We start from the raw sequence: 22,815 nt of genomic DNA, 5'->3' as shown, positions 1-22,815 counted from the left end.
ATCGGTCTCCCGGCCGAACAGGCCAAGGTGACCAGTCCACACAACCGCTGTGAAAAGGTTCACCGCTACGGGTAGCGTCCGGCAAGAGGGACTTTTCCGGCACGGCAGGAGGAGGACAGCCGTGAGCCACCCGCCGCCGTCGGGCCCGCCCGGAGACGAGCCGCCGCCGTCGCCGTACGAGCCACCCCGGGACCAGTCGCCGTACGCGCCACCGCCGGCCGGCCAGTCGCCGTACGCGCCGCCGCCGGACCAGTCGTCCTTCGGGCCGCCGGAACGCTCCCCGTACGGGCCACCCGCCGACGAGCCGTCCCCGTACGAGCGGCAGGGGCCGCACCAGCCGGCACACTGGAGCCAGCAGCCGCCGTACCCCCCACAGGGCCCCTACGGCCAGTACGGCCCGCCTTCCGGCGGCCCGGGGCGAGGCACCAACGTGCTGGCGATCCTGTCGCTGGTGTTCGCCTTCGTGTTCCCCCCGGCCGGCGCCGTCCTCGGTCACCTGGCCAAGAGGCAGATCCGCACCAGCGGCGAGGAGGGTGACCAACTCGCCACCTGGGGCCTGATCCTCGGGTACGTGTTCACCGCGCTGACCCTGCTCGCCTGCTGCGGCTGGCTGGCGCTCGTCATTTTCAGCAACAGCGACAACGGCGGCACCTACTGAGCCACCGCGACGTCAGCGGAACCGGGCCTCCCGGACGCTGTTGCCGCCGTCCACCACGAGCATCTGACCGGTGATGTACGACGCGGCCGGCGAGCAGAGGAAGCTGATGGCGGCGGCCACCTCGTCGGGGGTGCCCGGTCGGCCGACCGGGGTGCCCAGGCCCTGCTTGATCTCGGCCATGGTGGACGCCGCCGTGTAGATGGTGCCCGGCGCCACGGCGTTCACGGTCACCCCGTCGGCGATCATCTCCATGGCCAGCGCGCGGGTCAGCCCGACGACCCCGGCCTTCGCCGCGGCGTACGCGGCCTCGGTGGGCAGGGCGTTGACCGGCCCGGCGGTGGCGGCCAGGTTGACGATCCGCCCCCAACCCCGCTCGGCCATCCCGCCGATGAACGCTCGGCTGCACAGGAAGGCGGTCGACAGGTTGCGGTCGATCTCGCCGCGCCACTCGTCGTAGGTCAACTGCGCGACCGGGCGCAGCACTCCCTGGCTGGCCCGGCTCGCCAGGCCGGCATTGTTGACCAGCACCTCGACGTCGCCCAACTGCTCGGCCACCGCGTCGGCCAGCGCGCCGACCTCGGACTCGTCGGTCAGGTCCGCGACGAACCCGGTGACGCCCAGCTCACCGGCCCGCTCGTGGATGCGGCGCGTGGTCGACACGATGGCGACCCGCGCGCCCAGGTCGACGAGCCGGCGGGCGGTGGCGTACCCGATGCCGTCCGCGCTGCCCGCGCCCGTCACCAGGGCGACCCGGCCGTCAAGCCGCATCGTCACCGGATCCGGCAGCGCGACCGGCTCGTCGGCGCCGGTCGCGCCGGCCGGCGTGGCCACCCGACCGCGCCGGGTCGCACCCGGACGGCTCACGTCCCGTCGCGGTCGACTGCCGGAACGGTCCGCGGCACGCGCGTCAGTTGCCATGCCAGGGATCCTGCCCGTTACGACCGGCCCGGGCAACGCGGCACCCGGGAGCGGGGGCGTCGGGTTTGGTCACTCCTGGCTACTCTGGCGGCGCACCCGAGCCGACGGAGATCACGCATGACCAATCCCCCGCCCCCCGGCGACTGGAACGACCCGACCTGGTCGGCTCAGCCGTCGAGCACGCCGCCGGACCCCACGCTGGTGACCGGTCAGCCGGTGCCGGCCCAGCCCGGCCCGGTGGACCCGTACGCGCCGGTCGACCCGTACGCGGGCGCGAACCTGCCACCCGGCGCGCCGGTGCCCGGTTACGCGCCGCCCGGTTACCCCGCGCCCGGGTACGCCCCGGCGGGTTACCCGCCGCAGTACCCCGGCTACGGCTACCCGGCTCCGCGCAAGACCAACGGGCTGGCCATCGCGTCGCTGGTGCTGGCCCTGGTCGGCCTCACGTCGTGCGGCGTCACCGCGCCGATCGGAGCGATCCTCGGGCACGTCGCGCAGAAGCAGATCCGGGCCAGCGGTGAGGACGGCGAGGGGATGGCGAAGGCCGGCATCATCGTCGGCTGGATCGTCACCGCCCTGATGGTGCTGGGGATCGCCGCCTACGTCGCCATCATCATCTTCGCGGTCGCGAACGGCAGCGACAGCAGCAGCAGCTACTGAGGCAGCGGGCCGGTGGGCGTACCGCCGAACGCTGGACCGGGTCGACAGCCGGCGGCGGTCGGCCCGGCCCGGCCGCTCACTCGGCCGGTGGGGTGAACGACGAGGTGCGGCTCATGCCGGCGGCGCGGCCCTTGGCGGCGATCACCAGCGCCATCTTGCGGGACGCCTCGTCGATCATCTCGTCGCCGAGCATGACCGCGCCCAGCTTGCCGCCGGCCTCCGAGGTGTAGTGCTCGTACGCGTCGAGGATCAGCTCGGCGTGGTCATAGTCGGCCTGCGCCGGCTGGTAGACCTCGTTGGCCGCGTCGATCTGGCCCGGGTGCAGCACCCACTTGCCGTCGAAGCCCAACGCCGCCGACCGCTTCGCCACCTCGCGGAACGCGTCGACGTCCCGGATCTGCAGGAACGGGCCGTCGATGGCCTGCTTGTCGTGCATGCGGGCGGCCATCAGGATGCGCATCAGGATGTAGTGGTACGGGTCGCCCGGATAGTCCGGGATCAGCCCACCGACCACCAGGGACCTCATGTTGATCGAGGCCATGAAGTCGGCCGGGCCGAAGATGATGGTCTCGACCCGGGGCGAGGCGGCCGCGATGGCGTCCACGTTGACCAGACCGGCCGCGTTCTCGATCTGCGCCTCGATACCGATCCGGCCGACCTCGAGGCCGAGCGTCTTCTCGATCTGGGTGAGCGTCAGGTCCAGCCACTGCACCTGGCCGGCGTCCTGCACCTTCGGCAGCATGAGGCAGTCGAGATTCGCGCCGGCGCCCTCGACCACCTCGATGACGTCCCGGTACGTCCACGGGGTGGTGAGGTCGTTGACGCGTACCACCCGGGTCTTGCCGGCCCAGTCGCCGTCGTTGAGGGCGGCCACGATGTTCTTGCGCGCATCCGGCTTGGCCAGCGGCGCCACCGCGTCCTCCAGATCGAGGAAGACCTGGTCGGCGGGGAGCCCCTGCGCCTTGCCGAGCATCTTGACGCTGGAGCCCGGTACGGCCAGGCACGACCGGCGGGGACGACCGACTGCGGCCATGGATGTGCTCCTTCCAGCGACCGGCGGGCACGCCGACGCCACCTGAATCCGAGGAAAACTTAACGATCCCAAAGGGCGTGGTGACGCCACGGTAACCTCGCGCCATGACCGCGGTGAATGGACCTGTGGAAGATCTCACTGGGCGTCGGCTGGTGGTGGTGACGGGCGCCAGCTCCGGCATCGGGTTGGCCGCCTCGGTGGCCTTCGCCTGCCGCGGCGACAAGGTGGTGCTCGTCGGACGGGACCCGGCCCGGTTGCAGGCCGCGGCGGAGCGCGTACGGGAGACGGCCGGCGAGCGCCCGGAGCTGTTCCGGGCCGACTTCGCGGTGCTCGACGACGTACGCGGGCTGGCCGAGCGGCTGCGCGACGCGTACGACCGCATCGACGTGTTGGCCAACAACGCCGGCGCCATCGCGCTCCAGCCGCTGACCACGGTCGACGGCTTCGAGCTGTCGATTCAGGCCAACCACCTGGCCCCGTTCCTGCTCACCAACCTGCTGGCCGACCGGGTGGGCCGGACGGTGGTGACCGCCTCGGGGGCGCACCGCTTCGGCGGACTCGATCCGGACGACCTCAACCGGCCGCTGCGCGGCTACCGACCGATGGGCGCGTACGGCACCAGCAAGCAGGCGAACATCCTGTTCGCGGCCGAGGCGGCCCGGCGTTGGCCGGGCATGTCGGCGTACAGCTTCCACCCGGGAGTGGTGCGGACCCGGTTCGCCAACGACAGTCGGCTGGTCGCCTTCGGCATGCGGTTCATGCCCTTCCGCAGCCCGGAGAAGGGTGCCGAGACACTGCTCTGGCTGGCGAACCAGGACCGGGCCCGGCTCAACGACGGCGGCTACTACTACAACCGCCGGCCACGTCGGCCGTACCGCAAGGCGGCGGACCCACAGCTCGCGGCCCGGCTCTGGGAAGCCAGCGCCACGGCCGTCGGCATCGATGGGTAGCGTCGCCACCATGCTGACGCTTGTCGCGATCGTCGAGTACGCCGCCGGGGCCGAGGCCGCCGGGCAACGCTACGAGGACACCGTGCTGGCCCTGCTCGGCCGGCACGGCGGCCGCCTGGAACGGCGGCTGCGCGGCACCGACGGGCGCAGCGAGGTACACGAGATCACCTTCGCGGCCCGCGCCGGCTACGAGTCGTTCCTCGTCGACCCGGAGCGTGCCGCGCTGCGCGCCGATCTCGGCGACGCCGCCCCGACCACCCGCGTCATCGAGGTGACCGAGGTCTGACGGTCCGTTCGCTCACGGCTCCAGCGGGGTGGCGTCGGCGGGCAACGGGGTGGGCGGGGCGGCGCGGCGGCCCGCGCGGGCACCGCCCAGCACCACCACCGCGACCCCGACCAGTAGCAGTCCCATGCCCAGCAGCGCGTACGGGCGGGGCACCTGGTGCAACCAGGCCCAGCCGAGCAGCGCCGCGCCGGGGGCCTCCAGCAGGACGAGCACGCTCACCGTCGTCGCCGAGATCTTGTGCAGGGCGTAGTTGAACATCGAGTGCCCGAGCAGTTGGGCGCCCGCCACCAGGGCCAGGATCGCGAGCCAGGTGCGCTCGTCGAAGCCGACCGTACGGACCCCGCCCAACAGGCAGATCACCAGCAGGACCGCCGCGCAGATGCCGTAGCAGATGGTCGTGTAGGTGGTGGTGCTGATGCTGGCACGGGCCCGTTCGCCGAAGGCGGTGTAGACGGCTGCGAACATGCCGCCGGTCACCGCCAGCAGGTCACCGACGACGGCTCGGCCGGAGATGCCCACGTCGGCCCCGGTGGCGACCACCGCGCCGCCGACGGCCACCGCGACGCCGACCCAGACCACCGTGGGCAGCCGCCGCCCCTGGGCACGCGCGATCAGCCCCTGCCAGACCGGCTGGGTGGCACCCAGGGCGGTGGCCGCGGCGACCGAGGTGAGCTGGGCGCTCGGCACCCAGGTCGCGAAGTGCCCGGCGAGCGCAACCCCGGAGAGTACGCAGAACAGCCCTTCCCGCCGGCCGGCGGGCGCCACGAGCGCACGGAACTCGGCGCGTCGTCGGGTCAGCGCGAACGGGCTCAGCACCGCCACCGCGAGCAGGTTGCGCCAGAACGCGATGGCCAGCGCGGGAGCGGCGGCGTACGCGATCAACGGGGCGGACGACGAGACGGCGACGACGGCCAGGCCGACCGCCCCGGTGGTCAGCGGGTCCAGGGATGGACGGTCGGAAGGTGACGACACGAGGAGCAATCCTCACACGTATGACGGACGACACGGAGGGTCATTGCTCCGTTACCATCACGCGGTCATGCCGGCGAACACGACCGCCCGGAGGCGCTCGCCCATGCCCAACTACCAGGCGGTGCTGTTCGATTTCTTCGGCACGCTGACGTGCTCGGTGCAGCGCGGCGCGGCGCACCTCGGCACCGCCGAACTGCTCGGCTGTCCCAGCGAGACGCTGAGCGAGGTGCTGAACCGCACCTACTACGAGCGCGCCACCGGCCGGATCGGTGACGCGGAGACGACCATGCGCTGGGTCTGCGCCCAGGCGGGCGTACACCCGAGCGACCCTGCCCTGCGGGCGGCGGTGGTGTCCCGGCATCGCGCGATCCGCGCGGACACCCGGCTGCGCGCCGATGCGGTGCCCGTGCTGGCGGCGCTGCGGGGGCGCGGCGTCCGCACCGGCGTGATCAGCGACTGTACGCACGAACTGCCGGCCTTCCTGCCGCAACTACCCGTCGCGCCCCTGCTCGACGTGCGGGTCTTCTCCGTGCAGGTCGGACGCTGCAAACCGGATGCCGCGCTCTACCTGACCGCCTGCCGTCGACTCGGGCTGGCGCCCGACGACTGCCTGTACGTGGGTGACGGCGGCAGCCAGGAACTGACCGGCGCCGAACAGGCCGGCATGACCGCGGTCCGACTGGCCGCGCCCGATCTGGCCGAGCACATGGTCTTCAACGCCGACCAGTGGCGCGGCACCACGCTCGGCACCCTGCGTGAGGTGCTCGACCTCGTGGACGCCGGGCTCACTGCCGCCGCTGTCGGGACGAGCTGACCCGGTCAGCGGCGACGGACCCGGTGCAGGCGGAACGGCTTGCGGGTGGCGCGGACCGCCGGAGTCTCGCGAGGCTGCTCGGCCTGCGCGTCGGACGGCAGTTCCGTGCCGGCCAGGGGCGTGCCGGCCGGGGCGAGGCGGTTCAGGGCGCAACCATCGGCGACCCAACGGGCCACGAGGTCGGCCGTCGGACCGGGCGCGTTCAGCCGCTTGCCCGCCACCAGCGGCGCGGCGGTGTCCCACGCCTCGGTGCCCGGTGCCAGCCGGGTCACCCGGGCCGACCAGGTGACGATCCGCCCCCCGTGGTCGCCGCGCAGCGTGACCTGCGCCTCGGTCGCGTCGGCGAGACCCGGGGCCGCCTGCTCGCCCGGCCCGCTCACCACCAGGAGCGCGCCCTCCAGCGGGGCGCACCAGAGCGCGAGCGCGGGCCCACCGGACACGCTGACCCAGGCCACAGCGGCCTTCTTCATCGCCTCGTCGACCAGCGGCGTGCCACCGGCGGTGTCCTCGTCCGTCACACCCGCATCCTCCCGCATCGACGCCGTCGCTCAACCCACGAACGGCGGCACGGCGATCTCGCCCCGGGCCACCGGCATCACCTGGCCGGCGACGGTCGCGCCGACCGCCACGCCGTTCGCCGCGGTCACCGTGCAGGCCAGCGCTGACGGACGGCCCATCTCCATGCCCTGGCGCACCGAATAGTGCGACAGCCCCTCCGCCGGCAGCAGCCCGCTGGCCACCAGCCAGACGCCCAGCCCGAGCGCCGCCGAACCGGTCGCCGGGTCCTCCGGGACCCCGATCCCTGGCACGAAGACCCGAGCGTGCGCGGTTTGCGTGGCGGCGTCCCAGGAGAAGACGCTGACGTGCGCCACCCCCAACCGTTCCGCTGCCGCCGGGTTCACCCGTGCCCGGGCCACCGCGTCCGGGTGGACCGGCAGGTAGGGAAACTCCAGCCCGCAGCCGGCCACCCGGGGAGCCGGCCCGGCAGCGACGAGGTCGTCCGCGCCGAGCCCGGCGATCTCCAGCAGCGGCTCCGGGTCCAACTCGGGGCCGAGGGTGGGAACGCCTCCGGTGAGGGTCGCACCGGAGACCGTCACGTCGATCGGCAGCACGCCGGCCCCGCACTCCTGGGTGACCTGCCCCACATCGAACATCCCGCGCCGACTCGCGGTGACCGCCGCGCCGACGCTGGGGTGCCCGGCGAACGGCAGCTCCTCGACCGGCGTGAAGATACGGGCCCGGTAGGTGGCGCCGACCTGCGTCGGAGGCAGCACGAACACCGTCTCGGAGAGGTTGAACTCCAGCGCGAGCGCCTGCATCTGCTCGGTGGCCAGCGCCTCCGCGCCGAACACCACGGCCAGCGGATTGCCGGCGAACGGGCGGTCGGTGAAGACGTCCACGATCTCGTAGGCCAAGGTCGACATGTTGATAAACACTAGGCGCTTAGGCTGGTGCCCGTGAGCACGCCGACCCGGGTCTACATCGCCCGACTCGCCGGAGTCGCCGTCTTCGATCCGAACGGCGACCAGGTGGGTCGGGTCCGTGACGCCGTGGCACGGCTGCGCGCGACCGGCAAACCGCCCGAGGTGGTGGGTCTGGTCGCCGAGATGCCGATGCGTCGGCGCATCTTCCTGTCCATCAACCGCATCACGTCGATCGACGCGGACGCCGTGGTCCTCGGCTCCGGCACGCTCAACCTGCGGCGCTTCGAGAAGCGCCCGAACGAGCTGCTGGTGCTCCAGGAACTGCTGGACCGACGCGTACAGCTCGACCCGGGCGGCCAGCCCGGAGCGGTGGTGGACGTCGCCATGGAGTGCACCAGGGGCGGCGAGTGGTCGCTGACCCGGGTGGCGGTCCGCGAGCAGACCGGCCGGCTCAGCCGCCGCGGCCACCTGCACCAGGTCGAGTGGGACCGGGTGCGCGGCCTCAGCGGCATCGCCGACAACCGGGGTACGGCGAACCTGCTCGCCGTCCTGGAGGACATGCGCCCCGCCGACCTCGCCAACGCGCTACAGGACCTGCCCGACGCCCGGCGCAACGAGGTGGCCGCCGCGCTGAACGACGAGCGGTTGGCCGACGTGCTCAGCGAACTGCCGGAGCACGACCAGGTGGAGATCCTCGCCGCGCTGGACCGGGAACGGGCCGCCGACGTGCTGGAGGAGATGGACCCGGACGACGCCGCCGATCTGCTCAACGAGCTGCCCCCACCGGAGCAGGACGTCCTGCTGGACCTGATGGAGCCGGACGAGGCGGACCCGGTCCGCCAACTGTTGAAGTACACGCCGGGCACGGCGGGCAGCGTCATGACCTCGGAGCCGGTCATCCTGCCGCCGGACGCCACCGTCGCCGAGGCGCTGGCCCGGATCAGGGAGCCGCAGCTCTCCCCCGCCGTCGCCGCGCAGGTCTTCGTGACCCGGGCCCCGCAGAACACCCCGACCGGCCGCTACCTGGGCATGGTGCACTTCCAGGCGTTGCTGCGCGAACCGCCGGCCGACCTGCTGGGCAAGGTGGTGGTCAACGACATCGACCCGTTGCGTCCCACCACCCCGCTGCCGGAGATCACCCGCCGGATGGCCACCTACGACCTGGTCGCCATGCCGGTGATCGACCGGAACAGCCGGCTGGTCGGCGCCGTCACGGTCGACGACGTCCTGGACCACTCGCTGCCCCGGGACTGGCGCGACCGGGACGCCGTGAACGCCCCGGGCACGCCCGACGCGGTACTGGACGGCGACGGTGGCTGAGCAGCGGCGGACCGAGCGGCTCGACCAGCCCCGCGAACCCCGGGGCATCACCCTCCCCCGGTTCGACGCGGAGGCCTTCGGCCGCTGGTCGGAGGGCATCGCGCGGGGCATGGGCACGGCCAACTTCATCGTCGTCATGACGGTGGTGATCGCGATCTGGTTCGGCTGGAACACCCTGGCCCCGGCCGAGCTGCGCTTCGACCCGTACACCTTCACGTTCCTGACCCTGGTGCTGTCGTTGCAGGCCAGCTACGCCGCGCCGCTGATCCTGCTGGCGCAGAACCGGCAGGCGGACCGGGACCGGCTGGCCCTGGAGGAGGACCGGCGACGGGCCACGGCCCAGAAGGCGGACACCGAGTACCTGGCACGGGAGATCGCCGCGCTGCGGATCGCGCTCGGCGAGGTGGCCACCCGCGACTTCCTCCGCTCCGAACTGGCCCGCCTGGCCGAGGAGTTGGACGAGGCGGGGCAGCGCCGACAGCGCCTGGAACGCCGGCAGCAGGAGAAGGGCAGCCAGCGGTCGACCGACGCCCCGGGGCTGGACGAGCCGCGCGACGAGCTGGACGGCGACTACGCCCGCGACGCCCACCCAGAGCGCTGACGACGGCTCATCGTTTGGCTCACACCACCTGCGGCCAGCGGTCGGTCGGGATGCCCCGCGACGTAGCATTGCGGGCATGTCAGCACCCGTGAGCACCGTCGAGGACGCGATCCAGGCCGCCCTGGCCACCGTCAACGACCCGGAGATCCGCCGGCCCATCACCGAGCTGGGCATGGTCCGCTCCGCCACCATCGGCGCGGACGGCGTCGTCCGGGTCGAGCTGCTGCTCACCGTCGCCGGCTGCCCGCTCAAGGACAAGCTGCGTACGGACATCACCGCCGCGGTGGGGGCGGTGCCGGGCGTGGCCGGCGTGGAGATCGACTTTGGCGTGATGAGCCCCGAGCAGCGGCAGTCGCTACAGGCGCAGTTGCGCGGCGGCGGTGCGAGCGAGGAGCCGGTCATCCCGTTCGCCCAGCCCGGCTCGCGCACCCGCGTGTACGCCGTGGCCAGCGGCAAGGGTGGTGTCGGCAAGTCCAGCGTGACGGTCAACCTGGCGGCGGCCCTCGCCGCCCGAGGGCTCTCCGTGGGCGTGGTCGACGCGGACATCTACGGTCACTCGGTGCCCCGCATGCTCGGCGCGGACGGCCGACCCACCCGCGTCGAAGACATGATCATGCCGCCGCAGTCACACGGCGTGAAGGTGATCTCGATCGGCATGTTCACCGCCGGCAACGCGGCCGTGGTGTGGCGCGGCCCGATGCTGCACCGGGCGTTGCAGCAGTTCCTCGCCGACGTCTACTGGGGCGACCTGGACGTGCTCCTGCTCGACCTGCCGCCGGGCACCGGAGACGTGGCCATCTCGCTGGCCCAGCTCCTGCCCAACTCGGAGATCCTGGTGGTCACCACCCCGCAGGCCGCCGCGGCCGAGGTGGCGGAGCGCGCGGGCGCGATCGCCCTGCAGACCCACCAGCGGGTGGTCGGCGTCATCGAGAACATGTCGTGGCTGGAACTGCCGGACGGTTCCCGCATGGAGATCTTCGGGGCCGGTGGTGGCGCGGCGGTTGCCGAGTCGCTGAGCCGGACGATCGGCGCGCAGGTGCCGCTCCTGGGACAGATCCCGCTGGACACCCGGGTCCGTGAGGCCGGCGACGCCGGTAACCCGATCGTGCTGGCCGAGCCGGAGTCCCCGGCCGCGCAGGCGCTCGGCGGCGTCGCCGACCGGCTCGCGCTGCGCCGTGAGTCGCTGCTCGGCAAGCCGCTCGGCCTCAAGCCCGCCGGGCGCTGACGCTGTTCGACCGGGCGCACGACATGGTGCTCATGCGCCCGGGACACGCAACCTGCTTTGCGGACGACCAGGGTGCGATCGGACGGTCGCCCTGGTCGCCTCGGCGACCCCGCCGCACGACTACGCCACAGGTCTGACGACGGCGCTGCGTTGCCCTGTACAGCCTCAAACCGGTGCCTGCCACCTCATGACCACGCTTTGGAGCTGATGCCGCAAACGAATCTGCTGACCGACACCCTTGCCCCGGCCTAGCTGATGACGCAGACGATTCAGCTCCAAAGGGCGCATGCAGTGCAGGCCTAGGGGCTGCGGGCGCACAGCAGGCCAATGCCGGACGGCGGCGGGTCGGGACGGTGCGGGTCAGGTGGCGTCGTCGTAGCTGACGCGGGGAGCCGGCGCGGAGGGCGTACCGGTGGTGGTGCCTGGCCGCGTTCCGTTCGATCGCAGGTCGGCGGCGTTGGCCACGTCCTTCAGATCGTTGTGCACGCCGTTGACGTCCGCGCGCAGGTTGTCATAGACGCCCTGCAGCGGCTTGCGGATCGCCGCCTCGTCCTCCTCGCTGAGGAGGTGCTTGCGGATGAAGGCCTTCGGGTGCAGATCTTCGAGCTGGATGTCGGTGCCCAGCTCACGACTGAGGTCGCCGGTGGCGTTGCGGGCCATGTTCCGCAGGTTGCGGACCATGCGCAGGCCGTCGTTGATCACAGCGGGCAGCCGGTCACCGAAGATCAGCAGCGCCAGGAGCAGCAGCGCACCGATCTCCCACCAGTTCAGGTTGTCGAGCATCCCGCGGGCCTCCTCTCGGCGTCAGCAGCAAGACTACGCACGTCGGGCGGCTTTCCGGCAGGGGGTGACCCGCTGTTCACTTCGCATCCGCGGCGAGGGTCACCGACGTGTTCCGTCGCGCGGTCCCGCGCCGGAACTCGACGGTCACCACCGACCCCGGGGCGAACTTGCGGACCAGCGCGATGAGGTCGGTCGGCTCGGTCATCGGCCGGCCGTCGAGCTTCAGGATCACGTCGCCGACCTTGAGCCCCGCCCCGGCCGCCGGGCCGGAGGGCTCCACGGCGGCCAGCCGTACGCCGCCGCCCGCGCCGGCGCCCGGTCCACCGACCTGGGCGCCGATCACCGTACGCCGGGCCTTGCCGGTGCCGATGATCTCCTGGGTGACCCGCTTGGCCTGGTTGATCGGGATCGCGAAGGCGAGGCCGATGTTGCCGGCCTCCTGCCCGTCGGCCACCAGCGACTTGATGGTGGAGTTCACGCCGACAACGCGCCCGGCGCCGTCGACGAGCGGGCCGCCCGAGTTGCCGTGGTTGACGGCGGCGTCGGTCTGGATGGCCGCGTAGTAGCGCGTCGGGCCGCCCGGCTCACCGGCCTGCATCGTCCGGTCCAGCGCGCTCACGATGCCAGCGGTGACCGTGTTGGCCAACGACAGGGGTGAGCCCATCGCGAGGACCGGATCACCGACGGCCAGCGCCTCGGAGTCCCCGAACTCCACCGGCCGCAGACCCGTCCGGTTAACTTTGATCACCGCGATGTCGGACTCCGGGTCCTGACCAACCACGGTCGCCGCCGCCGAACTGCCGTCGTTGAAGACCACCGAGGCCTTGCCGCTGCTGCCGGCCACCACGTGGTCGTTGGTGATGACGTGCCCGTCGGCGCTGGCGATGAACCCCGAGCCCTCGCTGGTCCCGCCGAGGCTGCTCACGCGGATGGTGACCACGCTGGGCAGGACGCGCTCGGCGACCCCGGCCAGCGACTCCGGCTTGCGCTGGGCCAACGCCGGTGGATCCGCGGCCTCCGCACCGAGCACAGTGCCGGCCGCGCCACCGCGCACCGCGAACGCGTAGCCCAGCGCGCCGCCGAGGGTGCCCGCCAGCAGAGCGGTGATCACCGGGATGAGCAGCAGGTTCCGCAACGTCGGTCGACCTGGCGCGTCCGGGTCGATGACCGGCTCGGGCTCGGTGCCGGCGGCCACCACCCCGGGCACCACGACCGCGGCGGGAGCCGCCGGGTCACGCCACGGATCGCCAAGGGCGTCGGACCACCACGGCGACGGACCGGGCGCGGGGGCGGGAGGCGGGCCGGCGTACGCCACCGAAGGGCCCGCCACGGGCGCGGCGTCGCCTGCCGACGGCTCGGGCACGCTGCCGCTCCCCGGCGCGGCCGGCGGCCCCACCGGCGGGGCTTCGGCCCCCGTCGGGCGCGCCGGAGCCGGAGTCTCACCGTCCCGGCGCCATTCCCAGCCGTCGGTCACGTCGGTGCCTCCCAGTCCGTCCCCCGGATCCCGTACGACGTCACCCGGCCACGGTTGAGCGCGGTCGAGGCTGACGGAATACCGCTTCCAGGATTGCACGGATGCGCGCGGTGGAGTCAGCGGTTGCCTCCGGCGATCGCGGAGGGACGGACGCGCGGCTGCGCCTCGCGCCGGTCGCCTCTACGCTCACAGTGCCAACCCGCCCCTCGCACCACGCGCCGCCCGGAGGTGCCCCATCGCCACGGTCGCCGGTTCCGGCAGTTCGACGACCCAGGCTCAGCAGTTCGCCGAGTCGTACGTGACCGAGGATCTCGTGCTGCGTACCGCCCGCAGCCTGGCCCACGAGGTGGGCCTCGACGCGGTCACGCCCGGAGCGGGGGCGGCGTTACGGCTGCTCGCCGCGGCCGGCAACGCCCGCGCCGTCGTGGAGATCGGCACCGGTACGGGCGTGAGCGGCGTCTGGCTGCTGCGCGGTATGCGGGCCGACGGTGTGCTCACCACCATCGACGTGGAGGTGGAGCACCAACGGATCGCACGCCGGATCTTCACCGAGGCGGGCTTCGCCGCCGGCCGTACCCGCATCATCACCGGCCGGGCGTCGGACGTGCTGCCCCGGCTGGCCGACGGGGCGTACGACCTCGTCTTCGTCGACGCCGAGGCGACCGGGTTCCACGCCTTCGTGGAGGCGGCGCTGCGGCTGCTGCGTCCGGGCGGGGTGCTGGCGCTCAACGGCATGCTGGCCGGCGGCCGGATCGGTGACCCGGCCGCCCGGGACGCGGCGACGGTGACCGTCCGCGAGACCATCAAGGCGTTGCGGGAGTCGGAACACTGGATTCCCGCGCTGCTCCCGGTCGGCGACGGGGTGCTCGCCGCCGTGAAGTGCTGACGGGCGCTCGCCGCCGTACGCCACCGGCGGGCGCTCACCGCTGACGGGTCAGTCGACGGCGGTCAGCCAGCGCAGCAGCGAGCGCACACCCCAGCCCGTCGCGCCCCGGCTCAACTCCGCCTGGTCGCCGTCCGCCCAGGACGGTGCGGACATGTCCAGGTGCAGCCAGCGGTCCCGCAGGTCGCCGGTGAACTCGCGCAGGTAGAGCGCGGCCGTCACCGACCCGGCGCCCTGGGCGGGCGCGCTGTACAGGTCGGCGATCTCGCTGCCCAGGTACTCGACGTAGTCGCCGTGCAGCGGCATCCGCCAGGCTGCCTCGCCGGCCGCCTCAATGGCATTCAGCACGTCAGCGGCCAGGTCGTCGTTCTCGCTGTACAGGGCAGCGGTCCGCTTGCCCAGTGCCACCGCGTTGGCGCCGGTGAGGGTGGCGAGGTCGACGAGCAGGTCGGGCTTGAGCCGCTGCACCGCGTAGGCGAGCGCGTCGGCGAGGACCAGGCGGCCCTCGGCGTCGGAGTTGGTCGTCTCGCTGGTCGTCCCGCCGTAGTGCCGGATGACGTCGCCCGGACGGAACGCCGAGCCGCTGACCATGTTCTCGGCGAGCGGGGCCAGGGTGGTGACGCGCACCGGCAGGCGCAGCGTCGCCGCGCCGAGGGTGGCGGCGACGACCGCGGCCGCGCCGGCCATGTCCTTGCGCATCAGCTTCATCGCGGGCACCGGCTTGATCGAGATGCCGCCGGTGTCGAAGGTGATGCCCTTGCCGACCAGCACCACGTGGGTACGCGCGTTCGCGGGGTGCCAGTCCATCTCGAGCAGGCGTGGCTCGCTGGCCGAGCCGCCGCCCACGGCGAGGATCCCGCCGAAGCCCTCGGCGGCCAGCTCGGCCGGGCCCCGGACCGTCAGGCGCAGGTCCGGCAGGTCGTCGGCGGCGGAGGCCACCTGCTCGGCGAACCACTGCGGGGTCTTCACCGAGGAGGGGGTGTTGGTCAGGTCGCGCGCGAAACGGGTCATCGCGGCGGTGGTCCGGGCGGTGGCGAGGGTGTCCGCGTAGGCCGCCGGGTCGGTCAGCAGCAGGTCGACGCCGTCGAGCGCGGGCGGCGCGTCGGCGTCGGTGAGCCGGAACCGGTACGAGGCGAGCAGCAGCCCCTCGGTCAGCCCGCGCACCGCGGCCGGGGTCACCCCGGCCGGCAGCGCGATAGTGATGTGCGTCTCACCTGACGCGGAGCGGGCCAGGGCCGCGCCGGCCGTCCGCCAGTCGGATTCTCCGCCGTCGCCGATACCGAGCAGCACCAGCCGGCCGGGGTCACGCCCGGGACGTAGCTGGGTGCTGATCTCGCCGGCCCGTCCGCACAGTCGGGCGGCCGGCGCCAGCGCGGCCGCCTCCTCGGCGGTGCCGTCCGGCGGCGTCACTGCGGTCGGCGCCGGCTCCGCCGACGCGTCATCTCCCGCCACCGGCTCAGTGGGGCGTACGGGCAGGACGAGGACATCGAGCCGTTCGGGCTCGGCGAGCGGACGGATGGCGAGCACGCGGAACCGCACCTCCAGGAAGTTTCACAAAGTGGATCGGGCCATGCCCGCGCACAGATATGAAGACCCTGAGCCACCGGCGGTCCCGGTGGCTCAGGGTCCAAGAAACGCTCCGACCGGCGTACGCCGTCCGGATCGTCCCTCACTCAGCCGGCGGCTGCCTTCAACGCGTCACCGAGCGCGTTGGCCTCGTCGGGAGTCATCTCGACGACGAGCCGGCCACCGCCCTCCAGCGGGACCCGCATGACGATGCCCCGACCCTCCTTGGTGACTTCCAGCGGACCGTCGCCCGTCCGCGGCTTCATCGCCGCCATGTTGTCTCCCCTCAGACCTACACCAGGGTCGGTGGGTTGCCCCACAGCCACTTCGTCACGACCACCCGCAACGCTCGCGGGGGTGTCGACAGACGATTTTCCCTGATGAACACCGCCGGACCCAAACCGGAGCAGCATTGATGTAACAGCATCTAGCATATCTTGAGAAGGCCTGTCACAATGTGCGGTCATGCAGGCACGGTCGGCACTCTTCGACCTGTACGGCGACCACCTCCGGCCGAGGGGTGGCCGCGCACCGGTCGCCGCCCTGGTCAAGCTATTGGCGCCGTTGGGAATCGCGCCGCCCGCCGTTCGCACCGCCGTGTCCCGGATGGTGCGTCAAGGCTGGCTCGACCCGCTCCGATTGGCCTCCGGACCGGGATATTCGATCACACCAAAAGCCGCCCGACGACTCGACGAGGCGGCGGCCCGGATCTACCGAACCGGCCGGGTCACCTGGGACGGCCGGTTCGATCTGCTCGTACTCGACGCGCCGGGCGCCCGGCGGGACCGGCAGCGGCTCGCCGCCACCCTCAGCTTCCTCGGCTACGGCACCCTCGACGAGCAGACGTGGGTCGCCACCCGGCCCGCCGAAGACGTCGACCTGCTGCTGGCCGAGGCCGGCATCCGGTTCGAGCGCTTCACCGCATCGCACTTCTCCGGCACCCCGGGCGCGATGGGCGTCGTCCGTCGCGCGTGGGACCTGGCCGAGATCGGCCGCGCGTACGAACGGTTCGTCGCCGACCAGCGCCCGCTCCTGAGCGCGGTCACCGTGCGCAGCAGCGACGAGGAGGCGTACGCGGCCCGGTTCCGGCTCGTGCACGCGTGGCGTACCTTCCTGTTCCGGGACCCACAGCTGCCCCCGGCGCTGCTGCCCGAGCGCTGGCCCGGCACCGCCGCGGCCAGTTTCTTCGACCGGCACGCGGCCCGCCTGCGTCCGGCCGCCGACCGGTACGTCGAGCAGTGCCTCGACGCCGGTAACCGCATCGTTCGACAGAAGGGTCGTTAGACACGTGACCGAGCCGTTGCTCGTCGACCGGACCGACGCCGTCGTCACTCTCACGCTGAACCGGCCGCAGGCGATGAACGCGCTCGACGTCGCGCTGAAGGAGGCGCTGCGGGACACCCTGGCGGAGCTGGAGACCGACCGGTCCTGCCGGGCGGTCGTGCTGGCCGGAGCGGGCGGGTCGTTCAGCGCCGGGCAGGACCTGCGCGAGCACGTATCGACGCTCGAGACCGGCTCGACCGACCCGCTGGGCACCGTCCGGGTGCACTACAACCCGATCGCCGCCCGGCTGGCCAACCTGCCCAAGCCGGTGGTGGCCGCCGTGCGCGGGATGGCCGCCGGGGCGGGCGCGTCGCTGGCCTTCCTGGCCGACATCCGCATCGGCGGGCCGAGCACGAGCTTCCTGATGGCATTCGCCAAGGTCGGTCTGGCCGCCGACACCGGCGCGTCCTGGACGCTGCCCCGGCTGGTCGGCCACGCCAAGGCGGTCGAACTGCTGATGCTGGCCGAGCCGGTCCGCGCCGAGGAGGCCTGCCGTCTCGGGCTGCTCACCCGACTGACGGACGACGACGAGCAGGTGCTGCCGGCCGCGCAGGACCTGGCCGCCCGACTCGCCGGCGGCCCCACCGTCGCGTACGGGGCGATCAAGCGGCAGCTCTCCATCGCCGATGCCGGCACGCTCGCCGACGCGCTCTCGGCCGAGGCGCAGGCCCAGGCGATCTGTGGCGCCACCGCCGACCACAAGGCGGCCACCCTCGCGTTCGTCGCCAAGCAGAAACCGGTCTTCGAGGGACACTGAACGCGATTCGCACCCCGTCTTTACCGTCCTCGTACGCGGGCCGCCTAGCGTCGGGCTCCATGAGCGAACGTGAAGCCGTGGCGCACCTGCTGCGCCGGGCCACCTTCGGGCCGACCGCCGACGAGGTGGACGCGGCCGAACGGGCCGGCGCGGCGGCGACCCTGGACAAGCTGCTCACCCCGGGACGGGCCGACCGGGGTGCGGCGGCCACCCCACTACCGGCCCTGCCCGCCGACCCGTACGCCGCGCTGACCAAGGAGTCCACGCGCGAGCAGCGGCAGAAGGCCAACGCCCAGCGCCGGGAGCAGCTTCAACAGGTCACCCTGTGGTGGCTGGACCGGATGGTCGCCGCCGAGGACGGGCTGACCGAGAAGCTGCTCTTCTTCTGGCACGGGCACTGGGCGACCAGCGCACAGAAGGTCAGGTCGGCGCGGATGATGCTGGGCCAGTTGGAGACGCTGCGCCGGCACGGGCGCGGGCCCCTGGCCCCGCTGGTCGCCGCGATGGTGCGCGACCCGGCGCTGATCATCTGGCTGGACGGGCAGAAGAACACCCGTAAGGCGCCGAACGAGAACCTGGCGCGCGAGCTGATGGAACTCTTCACCCTCGGCATCGGCGGCTACACCGAGGCCGACGTGAAGGCCGGCGCGCGTGCGCTGACGGGCTGGACGGTCGACCGACGGACCGGGGTGGCCCGCTTCGAGGCCAAACGACACGACCCCGGCGAGAAGACGATCCTCGGGCAGACCGGCCGCTTCGACGCCGAGGCGTACGCCGGACTGCTCGCCGGCCAGCCGGCGGCGGCGACCTTCGTGGCCCGCCGGCTCTGGTTCCGCTACGCCGGCGCCGACGTCCCGGCGCCGGACGGCCTGGCGGGCGCGGACACCGTCGCCACCCTGCGGGCGCTGTTCTCGTCGCCGGCTTTCGCCCAGACCCGGGGCACCCTGGTCAAGCAGCCGGTGGAGTGGATGGTGGGCGCGCTGCGACAGCTCGGCATCCGCTCGACAGCTCTGCCCGAACAGCAACGCAAGCAACTGCTGGGCGGGCTGAACGCCCTGGACCAGGTGCCGCTGCGACCGCCCAGCGTGGGCGGGTGGCCGGCCGGCCCCGCCTGGCTGACCACGTCGTCGTTGCAGGGCCGACTCCGGCTGGCCGGGATGCTCGCCGCGGCGGCCAGCCCGACGGTCCTGGACCGGCTGAAGGCCGCACCGGTCGCCGGCCGGCCGGACGCCCTGGCCCGGCTGCTGGTCGTCGACGGTTGGGGCGCCCGTACCCGGGCCGCCCTCACCCCGCTGGCCGACGACCCCCGAAAGCTGTTGGCAGCCGGCCTGGTCAGCCCCGAGTACACCGTCAGCTGAGCGGAGGAGTCGAGAAGATGGACACCCTGACCCGACGCAGGTTCCTGCTCACCAGCGGGGTGGTCGGCGCGGGCGCGCTGGCCGCCGGCGTGGGCGCGTACAACCTGCGGGACCTGCTGGACACCGCCGGAGACCGCGACCCACAGTCGCAGACCCTGGTGCTGGTGACCCTCTACGGCGGTAACGACGGCCTGAACACCGTCATCCCGTACGGCGACCCGGCCTACCGGGCGGCCCGCCCCGAGCTGGCGTACCCCGACAGCGAGGTACGTCGCCTCGACGACGACTTCGCCCTCAACCCGGCGCTGGAGGGCCTGCACAAGCGCTGGTCCACCGGCGGACTCGCGATCGTGCGCGGGATCGGCTATCCGAAGCCGGACCGGAGCCACTTCCGGTCGATGGACATCTGGCACACCGCGCAACCGGACCGACCGGGCACCACCGGCTGGCTCGGCCGCTGGCTCGACCGGGCGGGCGGCGATCCCCGCCTGGCGGTCTCGTTCGAGCCGGCGTTGCCGCCACTGCTGGCCGGTGAGCGCAGCGCGGGCGCAGCCGTGCCGGTCACCGACCGCAAGGCCGCCAAGGGACTGTCCGCGGAGACGCTGAAGGCGTTCTCCGCCGCCGAGGCGGGCGAGTCGCCGGCCCGCGCCCGGGCCGCCGCCTGCTTCGCCGACATGCGCTCGGTGGACGAGATGATCCGCGAGGTCCGCGACTCCACCGAACCGGACACGACGGACCCGGACGGCGACCAGGCGCCCGCGACCGCCACCGGCGGGGCTCGTACGCCACTGGACGCGCAGCTGGACCTGGTCGCCCAGTGCGTGGAGGCCGGGGTGTCCACCCGGGTCTTCTCGGTCTCGCTCGGCGGCTTCGACACGCACGCCGACGAGAAGCAGTTGCAGGCCGTGCTGCTGGGCCAGCTCGACCGGGCGTTGACCAGGTTCGCCGACCGGATGAGCCGCACCGAGGCGGGCCAGAAGGTGGTGGTGGCTGTCTACTCCGAGTTCGGTCGCCGGGTCCGGGCCAACGCCTCCGACGGCACCGACCACGGCACGGCGTCGGACATGCTGCTGCTCGGCGCGGGCGTGCGCGGCGGCTGGCACGGGGACGCGCCCAGCCTCACCGACCTCGACGACGGGGACCTGAAGTACACCACCGACTTCCGGGACGTCTACGCCACACTCCTGGAACGGGTGCTGGACACCGACCCGGGCCCGGTGCTCGCCGACTGGCGCGGACGCCTCGACAGGTTGTTCTAGTCGTCCTCTTCCGGGTCCTGGTTGGCCTCCGCGCCGAGCACGAACGCCTGCATGGCCAGCTCGTCGCCGGACGGTGCGACGAAGGCGGGCAGCTCACGCGGCCCCAGCTCCTGCACGTACGACCAGAACAGGCGTACCGCCTCGGCGGGCGTGCCGGCCTCGATCGGCAGGTCCAGGCTGACCAGCCAGGTGCGCCGCGCCGGGGGCGGACCGAGCTGATCGGCCAGCGCCCGGAAGGTCGCCGGTTCCAGTGCGGTGACCGGCCCGTCGAGGGTCAGCAGGTCGGCCGGCACCGGCTCGTCGAAGGCCCGCCGGGTGTACGTCACGACGAGCGTCTCCGGCTCGACCGGGGACTGCGGGTCGTCCGGGTCTTCACGGTGCCGTTGCGTCGGCGCGGTGACCCGGCCCAGGGCCACCAGGCGCGGTGGGGCGTCGGCCAGCACCGCCACCCGGTCGCCGGGGCCCGGCCGTCCAGCGTCGGTCAGGCCGGTCAGTTTCAGCGAGTCGTGGTGCACCAGCCGCTCGGCCTCGTAACGCTCGGCAGGCAGCAGCACCGCCCAGGTGCCCGGCCCGTCGGCGTGGCCGGCCCCGTCGGCCCGGTACGCGGTCTCGGTCGTCATGCCTGCCATCCCATCACGCCGGCACTCAGCGGGTGACGTGACAGCCGACGATGTGATCGTCGACCATCCCGGTGGCCTGCATGAGGGCGTACGCCGTGGTGGGGCCGACGAACCGGAAGCCGCGCTTCTTGAGTGCCTTGGCCATCGCCGTCGACTCTGCGGTGATCGGCGCCAGCTCGGCGAACGAGGCGGGACGGGCCGGCCGGCGCTCCGGCGCGAACGACCAGAGCAGCGCGGACAGCCCGTCGGGCAGTTCCAGCGCGGCGCGGGCGTTGGCGATCGTCGCCTCGATCTTGGCTCGGTTGCGGACGATGCCGGCATCGGCGAGCAGCCGGGTCACGTCCGTGTCGTCGTAGCCGGCGACGGTGGGGATGTGGAACTCGTCGAAGGCCAGCCGGAACGCCGGCCGCTTGCGCAGGATGGTCAGCCACGACAGGCCGGACTGGAACGCCTCCAGGCTCATCCGCTCGTAGAGCGCGTCGTCGCCGTGCAACGGCCGCCCCCACTCGGTGTCGTGGTAGACGGCGTAGTCGGGGGTGCTCGCCCCCCAGGCGCAGCGGGCCAGCCCGTCCGCGCCGATCACCAGGTCACTCACGTCGCACACGCTAGGGCATCGCACCGACAGCCGGGCTCATCCGGGCGGCAGCGCCGTCAGGGCAGGCGGCCCTGCTCGACCAGCCGCCCGAACCTCTTGAGCGCCTGGGTGAGGCCCAGCTTGGAGCCCGGCCACAGCACCGGCCAGGCGAGCCGGCCGGCCGCGCCGCCGGGCAGGTGGAACCACTCGTGCCAGACGACCTGGGTACGGGCCTGGCCGAGCTCGGTGCAGCGCAGCACACCCGGGCCGCGCAGGACCTGGCCGTGGTGGACCACGCCGATCTCGTACGGCTCGTCCACCCGGACCACAAGCATCTCGTCGCGCAACGTCGCCCGGCCGAGCGCGGTCACCGCCTCGATCCGGCTGCCCTCGCGCCCGTCGCCCTCGACGACCCGGACCCTGGTGAACGGGATCCAGTCGGACTGCCGTTCCCAGGCGAGCAGCGCGGCGAAGACACGGGACGCCGGCGCGTTGACGATGACCGTGGCGGTCACCTCACCGGCGCCCGGTTGGGCCGCCTCCCGGAGAGCATCGGCGCCCTCCGGGCCGGTCACGCGGACTCCGACCGGACCGCCGCGCCCTGCTGTCCGGCACGCCGGGCCGCCTCGGCCGACGTGTCGTCGGAGGAGGCGCCGACGCTCACGTCATCGTTGGCCGGCGCGACGCCATCGGCATCCGCAGCCGAAGAGGTGGCCGGCGCGACGCCGTCCGCGTCCACGGCCGAAGGGGTGGCCGGCGCGACGCCGTCCGCGTCCACGGCCGAAGAGGTGGCGGGTGCCACGCCGTCGGCGTCTGCCGGCGAGGAGGTGGCGGCCGGCGGCGTGCCCGAACCGACCGAGGCCGCCCGGTCGTCGGCAGGCTCCGCCGCCGCGTCGTCGGGCACCGCGCTCACGGACTGCTCCCGCGCCTGGCGCAGCACGTCCGCGTCGTCGGTCCGGCCCTCGCGCAGCGCGATGACCTCCGCCTCCAACACACCGATCAGTTCGGACTTGTAGCCGATGTCGTAGGCGGCGCGGCGCATCGCCTGGTCGACCTGGGCCATCCGGTAGCCGCGCAGACCGGTGTCGAAGCGGACCGCGCCCACGTCGGATTCGCGCAGCGGCCGGGTGCCCGGCAGCGGTACCGCCTGCGAATCCGGTTCCGTCGGGGCGAGACCGGGATCGCGCCCGCCGACCAGCACCGTCACGCCGAAAACCACCGCCGCGACGGTCAACGCCACGACCAGGAGGAGCAGAAGCTGACCCATGCACTGATCGTGGCACGACAGCCGGCCGGTAGCGACCCCACCACCCCGATCACCCATCGACGCCCACGCCCGCCCCGCGCGTGCCCCCAC

26 protein-coding genes are annotated in these 22,815 nt (G+C 73.0%); 13 read left to right on the top strand and 13 right to left on the bottom strand.

The annotated features are described in order from the left end of the window. Nucleotides 1-121 precede the first annotated feature (121 nt). Nucleotides 122-658 (top strand): DUF4190 domain-containing protein, encoded by a 537-nt coding sequence (locus ACQPZK_RS03395; RefSeq protein ID WP_433536895.1) that lies wholly within the window; start codon nucleotides 122-124, stop codon nucleotides 656-658. Nucleotides 659-670: 12 nt separating this feature from the next. Here ACQPZK_RS03395 and ACQPZK_RS03390 read toward each other — a convergent pair whose 3' ends face one another. Beyond that, complete coding sequence (locus ACQPZK_RS03390) at nucleotides 671-1,576, bottom strand: SDR family NAD(P)-dependent oxidoreductase (protein ID WP_433536894.1); 906 nt, start codon at nucleotides 1,574-1,576, stop codon at nucleotides 671-673. Nucleotides 1,577-1,693: 117 nt separating this feature from the next. Here ACQPZK_RS03390 and ACQPZK_RS03385 point away from each other — a divergent pair, with 117 nt between their 5' ends. Further along, nucleotides 1,694-2,236 carry a DUF4190 domain-containing protein gene (locus tag ACQPZK_RS03385; protein ID WP_433536893.1) on the top strand — a complete coding sequence of 181 codons (543 nt, stop codon included), beginning with the start codon at nucleotides 1,694-1,696 and terminating at the stop codon, nucleotides 2,234-2,236. Between the two features lie 76 nt (nucleotides 2,237-2,312). On the opposite strand, the gene ACQPZK_RS03380 is transcribed toward ACQPZK_RS03385, so the two are convergent. Further along, on the bottom strand, nucleotides 2,313-3,269 hold the full coding sequence (locus ACQPZK_RS03380) for an HpcH/HpaI aldolase/citrate lyase family protein (RefSeq protein ID WP_433536892.1): 957 nt from the start codon (nucleotides 3,267-3,269) through the stop codon (nucleotides 2,313-2,315). 125 nt (nucleotides 3,270-3,394) lie between these two features. Between ACQPZK_RS03380 and ACQPZK_RS03375 the strand changes: the two genes are divergently transcribed. Both ACQPZK_RS03375 and ACQPZK_RS03370 read left to right on the top strand, forming a co-directional pair. Further along, on the top strand, nucleotides 3,395-4,219 hold the full coding sequence (locus ACQPZK_RS03375) for an SDR family NAD(P)-dependent oxidoreductase (RefSeq protein ID WP_433539094.1): 825 nt from the start codon (nucleotides 3,395-3,397) through the stop codon (nucleotides 4,217-4,219). A 10-nt stretch (nucleotides 4,220-4,229) separates the two neighbouring features. After that, nucleotides 4,230-4,505 carry a hypothetical protein gene (locus ACQPZK_RS03370; protein WP_433536891.1) on the top strand — a complete coding sequence of 92 codons (276 nt, stop codon included), beginning with the start codon at nucleotides 4,230-4,232 and terminating at the stop codon, nucleotides 4,503-4,505. 12 nt (nucleotides 4,506-4,517) lie between these two features. On the opposite strand, the gene ACQPZK_RS03365 is transcribed toward ACQPZK_RS03370, so the two are convergent. Next, nucleotides 4,518-5,486 carry a DMT family transporter gene (locus tag ACQPZK_RS03365; RefSeq protein WP_433536890.1) on the bottom strand — a complete coding sequence of 323 codons (969 nt, stop codon included), beginning with the start codon at nucleotides 5,484-5,486 and terminating at the stop codon, nucleotides 4,518-4,520. A 94-nt stretch (nucleotides 5,487-5,580) separates the two neighbouring features. On the opposite strand from ACQPZK_RS03365, the gene ACQPZK_RS03360 reads away from it, so the two are divergent. Further along, nucleotides 5,581-6,291, top strand: a complete 711-nt coding sequence (locus ACQPZK_RS03360) for an HAD family hydrolase (RefSeq protein ID WP_433539093.1) — start codon at nucleotides 5,581-5,583, stop codon at nucleotides 6,289-6,291. Nucleotides 6,292-6,296: 5 nt separating this feature from the next. Here the strand turns inward: ACQPZK_RS03360 and ACQPZK_RS03355 are convergent, their stop codons facing one another. Together ACQPZK_RS03355 and ACQPZK_RS03350 are read right to left on the bottom strand one after the other, a co-directional pair. Next, a complete protein-coding gene (locus ACQPZK_RS03355; RefSeq protein WP_433536889.1) occupies nucleotides 6,297-6,827 on the bottom strand; it encodes a hypothetical protein in 531 nt (176 codons plus the stop codon). Between the two features lie 12 nt (nucleotides 6,828-6,839). Beyond that, a complete protein-coding gene (locus ACQPZK_RS03350) occupies nucleotides 6,840-7,715 on the bottom strand; it encodes a PhzF family phenazine biosynthesis protein (RefSeq protein ID WP_433536888.1) in 876 nt (291 codons plus the stop codon). Between the two features lie 33 nt (nucleotides 7,716-7,748). On the opposite strand from ACQPZK_RS03350, the gene ACQPZK_RS03345 reads away from it, so the two are divergent. The 3 genes from ACQPZK_RS03345 (at nucleotide 7,749) to ACQPZK_RS03335 (ending at nucleotide 10,861) form a co-directional block, all read left to right on the top strand. Next, nucleotides 7,749-9,035, top strand: coding sequence for a magnesium transporter MgtE N-terminal domain-containing protein (locus ACQPZK_RS03345; RefSeq protein WP_433536887.1), 1,287 nt, complete (start codon nucleotides 7,749-7,751; stop codon nucleotides 9,033-9,035). Next, complete coding sequence (locus ACQPZK_RS03340; protein WP_433536886.1) at nucleotides 9,028-9,636, top strand: DUF1003 domain-containing protein; 609 nt, start codon at nucleotides 9,028-9,030, stop codon at nucleotides 9,634-9,636. Before ACQPZK_RS03345 ends, ACQPZK_RS03340 begins: the two co-directional genes overlap by 8 nt. 76 nt (nucleotides 9,637-9,712) lie before the next feature. Beyond that, nucleotides 9,713-10,861, top strand: a complete 1,149-nt coding sequence (locus tag ACQPZK_RS03335) for a P-loop NTPase (protein WP_433536885.1) — start codon at nucleotides 9,713-9,715, stop codon at nucleotides 10,859-10,861. A gap of 360 nt (nucleotides 10,862-11,221) precedes the next feature. Here the strand turns inward: ACQPZK_RS03335 and ACQPZK_RS03330 are convergent, their stop codons facing one another. Beyond that, nucleotides 11,222-11,644: a preprotein translocase subunit TatB gene (locus ACQPZK_RS03330; protein WP_433536884.1), complete on the bottom strand. Its 423-nt coding sequence runs from the start codon at nucleotides 11,642-11,644 to the stop codon at nucleotides 11,222-11,224. Nucleotides 11,645-11,720: 76 nt separating this feature from the next. Beyond that, a complete protein-coding gene (locus tag ACQPZK_RS03325) occupies nucleotides 11,721-13,133 on the bottom strand; it encodes a S1C family serine protease (RefSeq protein WP_433539092.1) in 1,413 nt (470 codons plus the stop codon). Nucleotides 13,134-13,416: 283 nt separating this feature from the next. On the opposite strand from ACQPZK_RS03325, the gene ACQPZK_RS03320 reads away from it, so the two are divergent. Beyond that, nucleotides 13,417-14,004, top strand: a complete 588-nt coding sequence (locus ACQPZK_RS03320) for an O-methyltransferase (RefSeq protein WP_433536883.1) — start codon at nucleotides 13,417-13,419, stop codon at nucleotides 14,002-14,004. A gap of 48 nt (nucleotides 14,005-14,052) precedes the next feature. Here ACQPZK_RS03320 and ACQPZK_RS03315 read toward each other — a convergent pair whose 3' ends face one another. Both ACQPZK_RS03315 and ACQPZK_RS03310 read right to left on the bottom strand, forming a co-directional pair. Beyond that, complete coding sequence (locus tag ACQPZK_RS03315) at nucleotides 14,053-15,528, bottom strand: leucyl aminopeptidase family protein (protein WP_433536882.1); 1,476 nt, start codon at nucleotides 15,526-15,528, stop codon at nucleotides 14,053-14,055. Between the two features lie 146 nt (nucleotides 15,529-15,674). Further along, nucleotides 15,675-15,842, bottom strand: coding sequence for a DUF3117 domain-containing protein (locus ACQPZK_RS03310; RefSeq protein ID WP_007455245.1), 168 nt, complete (start codon nucleotides 15,840-15,842; stop codon nucleotides 15,675-15,677). A gap of 190 nt (nucleotides 15,843-16,032) precedes the next feature. Between ACQPZK_RS03310 and ACQPZK_RS03305 the strand changes: the two genes are divergently transcribed. Genes ACQPZK_RS03305 through ACQPZK_RS03290 form a run of 4 tightly spaced genes read left to right on the top strand, consistent with a single transcriptional unit; the run spans nucleotide 16,033 to nucleotide 20,264 of the window. Beyond that, a complete protein-coding gene (locus ACQPZK_RS03305) occupies nucleotides 16,033-16,851 on the top strand; it encodes a PaaX family transcriptional regulator (protein ID WP_433536881.1) in 819 nt (272 codons plus the stop codon). A gap of 4 nt (nucleotides 16,852-16,855) precedes the next feature. Beyond that, a complete protein-coding gene (locus tag ACQPZK_RS03300) occupies nucleotides 16,856-17,647 on the top strand; it encodes an enoyl-CoA hydratase-related protein (protein WP_433536880.1) in 792 nt (263 codons plus the stop codon). A 59-nt stretch (nucleotides 17,648-17,706) separates the two neighbouring features. Further along, nucleotides 17,707-19,005 (top strand): DUF1800 domain-containing protein, encoded by a 1,299-nt coding sequence (locus tag ACQPZK_RS03295; protein ID WP_433536879.1) that lies wholly within the window; start codon nucleotides 17,707-17,709, stop codon nucleotides 19,003-19,005. A gap of 17 nt (nucleotides 19,006-19,022) precedes the next feature. Next, nucleotides 19,023-20,264, top strand: coding sequence for a DUF1501 domain-containing protein (locus ACQPZK_RS03290; RefSeq protein WP_433536878.1), 1,242 nt, complete (start codon nucleotides 19,023-19,025; stop codon nucleotides 20,262-20,264). Here the strand turns inward: ACQPZK_RS03290 and ACQPZK_RS03285 are convergent. The 4 genes from ACQPZK_RS03285 to ACQPZK_RS03270 are packed head-to-tail and all read right to left on the bottom strand — an operon-like array spanning nucleotide 20,261 to nucleotide 22,725. Next, entirely contained in the window at nucleotides 20,261-20,884 is a 624-nt protein-coding gene (locus ACQPZK_RS03285; protein WP_433536877.1) for a hypothetical protein, read from the bottom strand. The two genes, ACQPZK_RS03290 and ACQPZK_RS03285, sit on opposite strands and share 4 nt — an antisense overlap. Before the next feature lie 25 nt (nucleotides 20,885-20,909). Beyond that, nucleotides 20,910-21,479 carry a DNA-3-methyladenine glycosylase I gene (locus tag ACQPZK_RS03280; protein ID WP_433536876.1) on the bottom strand — a complete coding sequence of 190 codons (570 nt, stop codon included), beginning with the start codon at nucleotides 21,477-21,479 and terminating at the stop codon, nucleotides 20,910-20,912. Nucleotides 21,480-21,535: 56 nt separating this feature from the next. Then, a complete protein-coding gene (locus ACQPZK_RS03275) occupies nucleotides 21,536-22,033 on the bottom strand; it encodes an SRPBCC family protein (RefSeq protein ID WP_433536875.1) in 498 nt (165 codons plus the stop codon). Continuing rightward, nucleotides 22,030-22,725, bottom strand: coding sequence for a DivIVA domain-containing protein (locus tag ACQPZK_RS03270; RefSeq protein ID WP_433536874.1), 696 nt, complete (start codon nucleotides 22,723-22,725; stop codon nucleotides 22,030-22,032). Before ACQPZK_RS03270 ends, ACQPZK_RS03275 begins: the two co-directional genes overlap by 4 nt. Between the last annotated feature and the right edge of the window lie 90 nt (nucleotides 22,726-22,815).

The organism is Micromonospora sp. CA-249363, from assembly GCF_050950185.1.
Taxonomy (GTDB): domain Bacteria; phylum Actinomycetota; class Actinomycetes; order Mycobacteriales; family Micromonosporaceae; genus Micromonospora.
Note: the sequence above shows the minus strand (reverse complement) of the source record. Positions and strands in the feature narration are given on the sequence as shown.

What these genes read in the sequence shown, in the direction of transcription:
- ACQPZK_RS03390 (WP_433536894.1), bottom strand. Translation starts at nt 1,576, where the DNA reads ATGGCAACTGACGCGCGTGCCGCGGACCGTTCCGGCAGTCGACCGCGA.
- ACQPZK_RS03385 (WP_433536893.1), top strand. Translation starts at nt 1,694, where the DNA reads ATGACCAATCCCCCGCCCCCCGGCGACTGGAACGACCCGACCTGGTCG.
- ACQPZK_RS03380 (WP_433536892.1), bottom strand. Translation starts at nt 3,269, where the DNA reads ATGGCCGCAGTCGGTCGTCCCCGCCGGTCGTGCCTGGCCGTACCGGGC.
- ACQPZK_RS03370 (WP_433536891.1), top strand. Translation starts at nt 4,230, where the DNA reads ATGCTGACGCTTGTCGCGATCGTCGAGTACGCCGCCGGGGCCGAGGCC.
- ACQPZK_RS03360 (WP_433539093.1), top strand. Translation starts at nt 5,581, where the DNA reads ATGCCCAACTACCAGGCGGTGCTGTTCGATTTCTTCGGCACGCTGACG.
- ACQPZK_RS03355 (WP_433536889.1), bottom strand. Translation starts at nt 6,827, where the DNA reads ATGCGGGAGGATGCGGGTGTGACGGACGAGGACACCGCCGGTGGCACG.
- ACQPZK_RS03350 (WP_433536888.1), bottom strand. Translation starts at nt 7,715, where the DNA reads ATGTCGACCTTGGCCTACGAGATCGTGGACGTCTTCACCGACCGCCCG.
- ACQPZK_RS03335 (WP_433536885.1), top strand. Translation starts at nt 9,713, where the DNA reads ATGTCAGCACCCGTGAGCACCGTCGAGGACGCGATCCAGGCCGCCCTG.
- ACQPZK_RS03330 (WP_433536884.1), bottom strand. Translation starts at nt 11,644, where the DNA reads ATGCTCGACAACCTGAACTGGTGGGAGATCGGTGCGCTGCTGCTCCTG.
- ACQPZK_RS03310 (WP_007455245.1), bottom strand. Translation starts at nt 15,842, where the DNA reads ATGGCGGCGATGAAGCCGCGGACGGGCGACGGTCCGCTGGAAGTCACC.
- ACQPZK_RS03305 (WP_433536881.1), top strand. Translation starts at nt 16,033, where the DNA reads ATGCAGGCACGGTCGGCACTCTTCGACCTGTACGGCGACCACCTCCGG.
- ACQPZK_RS03295 (WP_433536879.1), top strand. Translation starts at nt 17,707, where the DNA reads ATGAGCGAACGTGAAGCCGTGGCGCACCTGCTGCGCCGGGCCACCTTC.
- ACQPZK_RS03290 (WP_433536878.1), top strand. Translation starts at nt 19,023, where the DNA reads ATGGACACCCTGACCCGACGCAGGTTCCTGCTCACCAGCGGGGTGGTC.
- ACQPZK_RS03285 (WP_433536877.1), bottom strand. Translation starts at nt 20,884, where the DNA reads ATGACGACCGAGACCGCGTACCGGGCCGACGGGGCCGGCCACGCCGAC.
- ACQPZK_RS03270 (WP_433536874.1), bottom strand. Translation starts at nt 22,725, where the DNA reads ATGGGTCAGCTTCTGCTCCTCCTGGTCGTGGCGTTGACCGTCGCGGCG.